We start from the raw sequence: 5,639 nt of genomic DNA on the forward strand, positions 1-5,639 counted from the left end.
GGCCGTCCTGGACCGCGTGATGCGGGGCAAGCCGTTCAGCAGTCGGCACCGCATCGTCGACACCGGGGGCCGCACCCTGTGCGTCGTCGTCGCGGGCGACCGGATGCTCGACGACCACGGCACCGTGATCGGGACGTCCGGGTTCTACGTCGACGTCACCGACTCGCTGCAGACCGACATCAACAAGGTCCTGTCGGCGGTGGCCGACGCCCGCGCCCGAATCGAGCAGGCCAAGGGCGTGCTGATGGCCGCCTACGACATCTCCGCCGAGCGGGCGTTCGACATCCTGGTGTGGCGCTCCCAGGAGACCAACCTGAAGCTGCGCGACCTCGCCAGCCGCTTCCTGGACGCGGTGGCCAGCAAGGCGTCGGCGGAGACCCAGAGCGAAGTCGACCGGGCGCTGCTGACCCTGGAGTAGCCGCAGTAGGGTCGGGCCAGTGGCGCACCTATTGGGAGCCGAGGCCATCCGCCTCGAATATCCGACCCAGCTGGTATTCGATTCGGTCACGCTGGGCGTGAACGACGGCGCGCGCATCGGCATCGTCGGCCGCAACGGGGACGGGAAGTCCAGCCTGTTGCGGCTGCTCACCGGCCAGCTGCGGCCCGACTCGGGCCGCGTGACCCGCCGCAGCGGCTTGCGCGTCGGCGCGCTCAGCCAGGCCGACACCCTGGACCCGGCCCACACGGTGGGCTGGACGCTGGTCGGCGAGGCGGCCGAACACCAGTGGGCCGGCGACCCCCGGGTCCGCGACGTGGTCGCCGGCTTGGTCTCCGACATCGATTGGGACGCAGCGATATCCACGCTCAGCGGAGGTCAGCGCCGGCGGGTGCAGCTGGCCCGGCTGCTGGTCGGCGAGTGGGACGTCATCGCCCTCGACGAGCCCACCAACCATCTCGACATCGAGGGCATCACCTGGCTGGCCGACCATCTCAAACAGCGCTGGGCGCGCAACACCGGCGGGCTGCTGCTGGTGACGCACGACCGCTGGTTCCTCGACGAGGTCGCCACCACGACGTGGGAGGTGCACGACGGGATCGTGGAGCCGTTCGAGGGCGGCTACGCGGCGTACGTGCTGCAGCGCGTCGAACGGGACCGGCTGGCCGCCACCGCGGAAGCCAAGCGGCAGAACCTGATGCGCAAGGAGCTGGCGTGGCTGCGTCGCGGCGCGCCGGCGCGGACCTCGAAGCCCAAGTTCCGCATCGAGGCGGCCAACCAGCTGATCGCCGACGTGCCGCCGCTGCGCAACACCGTCGAGCTGGCCAAGCTGGCCACCGCCCGGCTCGGGAAGGACGTCATCGATCTGCTCGACGTGTCGGTCTCGTTTGACGGCCGTCCGGTGCTGCGCGACGTCGAATGGCGGATCGCCCCGGGCGAACGCACCGGCATCGTCGGCGCCAACGGCGCCGGGAAGTCGACGCTGCTCGGGCTGATCGCCGGGACCATCGCGCCGGACGCCGGACGGGTCAAGCGCGGCAAAACCGTTCAGCTGGCCGTGCTCGACCAGCAGGGCGACGCCCTGGCCGGCCTCACCGACGACCGCATCGCCGACGTCCTGGCCCGGTTGCGCGGCGGCTACGAGGTCGAGGGCCGCGAGGTGACGCCGGCCCAGCTGCTGGAACGGCTGGGGTTCGGGCGCGGCCAGTTGTCCGCGCGCATCGGCGAGCTCTCCGGCGGGCAGCGGCGGCGGTTGCAGCTGATGCTCACGCTGCTCTCCGAGCCGAACGTATTGCTGCTCGACGAGCCGACCAACGACGTCGACACCGACATGCTCACCGCGATGGAAGACCTGCTCGACTCGTGGGCCGGGACCTTGATCGTCGTCTCGCACGACCGCTACCTGCTCGAGCGGATCACCGATCAGCAGTACGCCGTTCTCGACGGCCGGTTGCGGCACCTGCCCGGTGGCATCGACGAGTACCTGCGGCTGGCGGCGCGCGAGGCCGGCGCCGCGGCGGACGGCGGCCCGGCGCCCGCGGAGCCGCAAGGCATGTCCGGGGCGCGGCGCCGGGCCACCGAGAAGGAGCTGGCCGGCGTCGACCGCCAGCTCGCCCGGCTGGCCGACCGGATCGTGGACAAACACCACGAACTCGCCCGCCACGACCAGTCGGACCATGTCGGCATCACGCGGCTCACCCGGGAATTGCGGGCGCTCGAGGACGAGGTCGCCGAGACGGAGGGCCGCTGGCTGGAGCTGTCGGAGGCGCTGGAATGACGCCCGTGCGGTACCGGCCCGGCGAGGCCTTGCTGGCGCTGTACCGGCGGCGCGGCCCGGTCATCAACTCCGGCGTCGGCCGGCACGGTTACACCTACCTGCTGGGCGCCGAGGCGAACAAGTTCGTGTTCGCCAACGCCGACGCGTTCAGCTGGCGGTTGACGTTTCAGAACCTCGCCATCGTCGACGGACCCACCGCGTTGATCGTCAGCGACGGCGACGATCACCGGCGCCGGCGCAGCGTCGTCGCGCCCGGGCTGCGGCACCGGCAGATCCAGGACTACGTCGCCACCATGGTGTGCACCATCGACGCCGTGATCGACGGCTGGCGGCGCGGGCAGCGGCTGGACATCTACTCCGCGTGCCGTTCGGCGGTGCGGCGCAGCACCGCCGAGAGCCTGTTCGGCCCGCGCCTGGCCACCCATTCGGACTTTCTGGGCGAACAGCTGCAGCCGCTGCTGGACCTGACTCACCAACTGCCGCAGTCGGTTGCGCTGCAACGGCGGCTCAACGCACCGGGGTGGCGACGGGCGGTGGCCGCCCGGAAACGCATCGACGCCCTGGTGGACGAGCAGGTCGCCGCCGCGCGGGCCGAGCCCCGGCCCGACGACCACATGCTGACGATGCTGATCAACGGTCGCGGAGACGAGGGTTATGCGCTGGGCGACAACGAGATTCGCGACGCCGTCATCTCACTGATCACCGCCGGCTACGAGACCACCAGCGGCGCGCTGGCATGGGCGATCTACACGCTGCTCTCCGTGCCGGGCGCGTGGGACACCGCGGCCCGCGAAGTGGCACGCGTGCTCGGCGGACGGCCGCCGGGCGCGGCCGACCTGACGGCGTTGACCTACCTCAACGGGGTCGTGCAGGAAACCCTGCGGCTCTACCCGCCCGGGGTGATCTCGGCGCGCAAGGTGATCCGCGAGATCTCCTTCGACGGCCACCGCATACCGGCGGGCCGGCTGCTCATCTTCAGCCCATACGTCACGCATCGCATCCCCGAAATCTGGCCCGGGCCAACGCAATTCCGGCCGGAGCGGTGGGACCCCGACGCCCCGGGCTACCGCAAACCCGCCCCACACGAGTTCATTCCGTTCAGCGGGGGCCTGCACCGCTGCATCGGCGCGGCCATGGCCACCACCGAGATGACCGTGATGCTGGCCCGGTTGCTCGCCAGGACCACACTGCGGATGCCGCCTCAGCGCATCCGCGCGGCCAACCTTGCCGCGTTGTCCCCGAAGCCGGGGTTGACCGTCGACGTCGTCGCCACCACCGACCTAGCGCCAGCTCAGTAGCACGAACTCGGCGCTGAATCCCGGGCCCATCGCGAGCATCAGCCCGGGGCCCCCGCCGGGCGGCGGCTTGGCGATGGTGTCGCGCAGGATGTGCAGCACCGACGCCGACGACAGGTTCGCGACCTCGCCCAGCGAGCGCCAGGTCAGCTCGAGGGCGTCCGGGGGCAACTCGAGGGCGTTGCCGATCGCGGTGATGACCTTGGGGCCGCCGGGGTGCGCCACCCAAGCGCCCACGTCGTCCTTGGTCAGCCCGTGGGCACTCAGGAAGCGGCCGACGTCGTCGGCCAGGTAACGGTCGATGAAGTTGGTGAGCTCCGGCGACATCACCAGGTGCAGCCCGGCCGAGCTGACGTTCCAGGCCATGACGTGCAGCGATTCGGGATACAGCCGGCTGCGGGAATCGACGATGTCGGGCCCGCTGGGGCTCAGCCGTTCGGCGCGACGGTCACCGACCGCGACCACGGCGGCCGCCCCATCCCCGAACATCGCGGTGCCCACCAGGCCGGACACGGTCGGCTTGACCGCCGGGAAGGTGAGCGAGCACAGCTCGACCGACACCAGGACCGCGACGCCGTCCGGGGCGCCGCGCAGGTAGTCGTGCAGGCGGCCCACCCCCGCCGCGCCGGCCGCGCAACCGAGCCCGAACAGCGGCACCCGGCGCACGTCCGGGCGAAGGCCGAGCCGTCCGGCGATCCGCGCGTCGAGCGACGGGACCGCCACCCCGGTGACCGTGGTGGTGGCGATCATGTCGATGTCCCGTGGCTGCAGGCCGGCCTCCTCGAGCGCCCCCAGCAACGCTTCGCAGCCCAGTTCGACGGCGTGTTCGATGAACACCTCGTTGGCCTCACCGAAATCGGTGAGCGACGGGTAGCGCTCCAGCGGCAGGACCAGGTGGCGGCCGTTGACCTTGGCGGCGGCGTGCAACCGCCGGACGATCTCCTCGTGTTCGGCCAGAGCCGGCAATTCGACGAGCTGGTCCGTGATTTCGGCCTGGCTGTAACGATGCGGGGGCAACGCTCCGAAAACACCCGCGATGACGCTCATGCCCAACCCTTTTGCCCGCGTCCCAGCTCGAATGGGACATTCGCCGATTTCCGAAGTTTAAGCAATCGGCGGTAATTCGGCAAAAGTTTGAAGTATTCGACATGTGTCTTATTGCTTCGGCATTTTTTCATTCGGAGTCCTGGTTTTTCAGTGCCATCGCGATGAGGGCGTCGGGGCTCAGCGAGTCGATGGGATCGGTGACCGGTTGGGCCACAACGCTTTCCGGGCCGCCGGCGAGCAGGAGAAGTTTGTCGAGCAATCCGGTCCTCCTCAGCTCGGCGAGCGGAATGTTGCGCAGCGAGGACCACACCTTTTCCTCGTCCGATTCCCGGTCCTCGCCGCGGAATAGCTGCTGGCGCAGATGGTCGGCCAGCGCGGCGGGAGTGGGATAGTCGAAGATCAGGGTTCGCGACAACGCCAACCCGGTCGTCGTCGTGAGCCGGTTGCGCAATTCGACCCCGGTCATCGAGTCGAAGCCCAGGTCGGCAAAGGCGCGGTCGCGACCGATGGCCCGCGCGTCCGGATGTCCCGCGACGGCGGCCGCGTGCTCGCAGACCAGCTCGGCCAGCCGCCGCTGTTGCTCCTCGGGCGCCAGGCGGTGTAGCTGCTCGGCCAGATTCGGGGACCGGGCCGCGTTGGGGCGCAGCACATCCTGCGTGCCACCCAGCCAGAACCGTTGGCGGGCAAAGCCGTACGTCGGCAGGTCGACGCGTCGACCCCCGGAGTCGGCCAATACGGCCGGCCAGCCGACGGCCACCCCGGCGGCGAACAGGCGGCCGGCCGCGATCAGCAGCGACTCGGCCTCGGGAGCGTCCTTGGGCAGGGTGGTCACCGAGATCGGCCGCTCGGTGGTCATTGACTGGTCCACCGCCGCGCTCAACCCGCCGCCAGGGCCCGCCTCCGCGAACGCCGTCACCCCGAGGGCCTCGGCGGCGCGCACGCCGTCGAGGAAGCGCACGGGCCGGCGCACGTGCTCGACCCAGTATCGCGCGGACCCGTAGCCGGGGCCGGCTGGCTCCCCGGACACGTTGGATATCAGGCAGATTCGCGGCTGTTGCGGCTCGATGTCGGCGATCCGGCGCGC

Annotated in this window: 5 protein-coding genes; 3 read left to right on the forward strand and 2 right to left on the reverse strand. The window is 70.6% G+C overall.

All coding sequences use genetic code 11. The annotated features are described in order from the left end of the window. From A9X05_RS08980 to A9X05_RS08990, 3 genes are all read left to right on the forward strand, one after another. On the forward strand, positions 1-418 hold a 418-nt coding region (locus A9X05_RS08980), incomplete at its 5' end, for an ANTAR domain-containing protein (protein WP_156736572.1). Between the two features lie 19 nt (positions 419-437). Next, complete coding sequence (locus tag A9X05_RS08985) at positions 438-2,213, forward strand: ABC-F family ATP-binding cassette domain-containing protein (RefSeq protein WP_067780728.1); 1,776 nt, start codon at positions 438-440, stop codon at positions 2,211-2,213. Positions 2,214-2,218: 5 nt separating this feature from the next. Further along, positions 2,219-3,511 carry a cytochrome P450 gene (locus A9X05_RS08990; protein WP_156736575.1) on the forward strand — a complete coding sequence of 431 codons (1,293 nt, stop codon included), beginning with the start codon at positions 2,219-2,221 and terminating at the stop codon, positions 3,509-3,511. Here A9X05_RS08990 and A9X05_RS08995 read toward each other — a convergent pair. Next, positions 3,494-4,561, reverse strand: coding sequence for a type III polyketide synthase (locus A9X05_RS08995; RefSeq protein WP_368664924.1), 1,068 nt, complete (start codon positions 4,559-4,561; stop codon positions 3,494-3,496). The two genes, A9X05_RS08990 and A9X05_RS08995, sit on opposite strands and share 18 nt — an antisense overlap. A gap of 121 nt (positions 4,562-4,682) precedes the next feature. Further along, the coding region (locus A9X05_RS09000) for an acyl carrier protein (protein WP_231978303.1) at positions 4,683-5,639 on the reverse strand (957 nt) is incomplete at its 5' end.

Source organism: Mycobacterium sp. E3298, from assembly GCF_001666895.1.
Taxonomy (GTDB): Bacteria; Actinomycetota; Actinomycetes; order Mycobacteriales; family Mycobacteriaceae; genus Mycobacterium.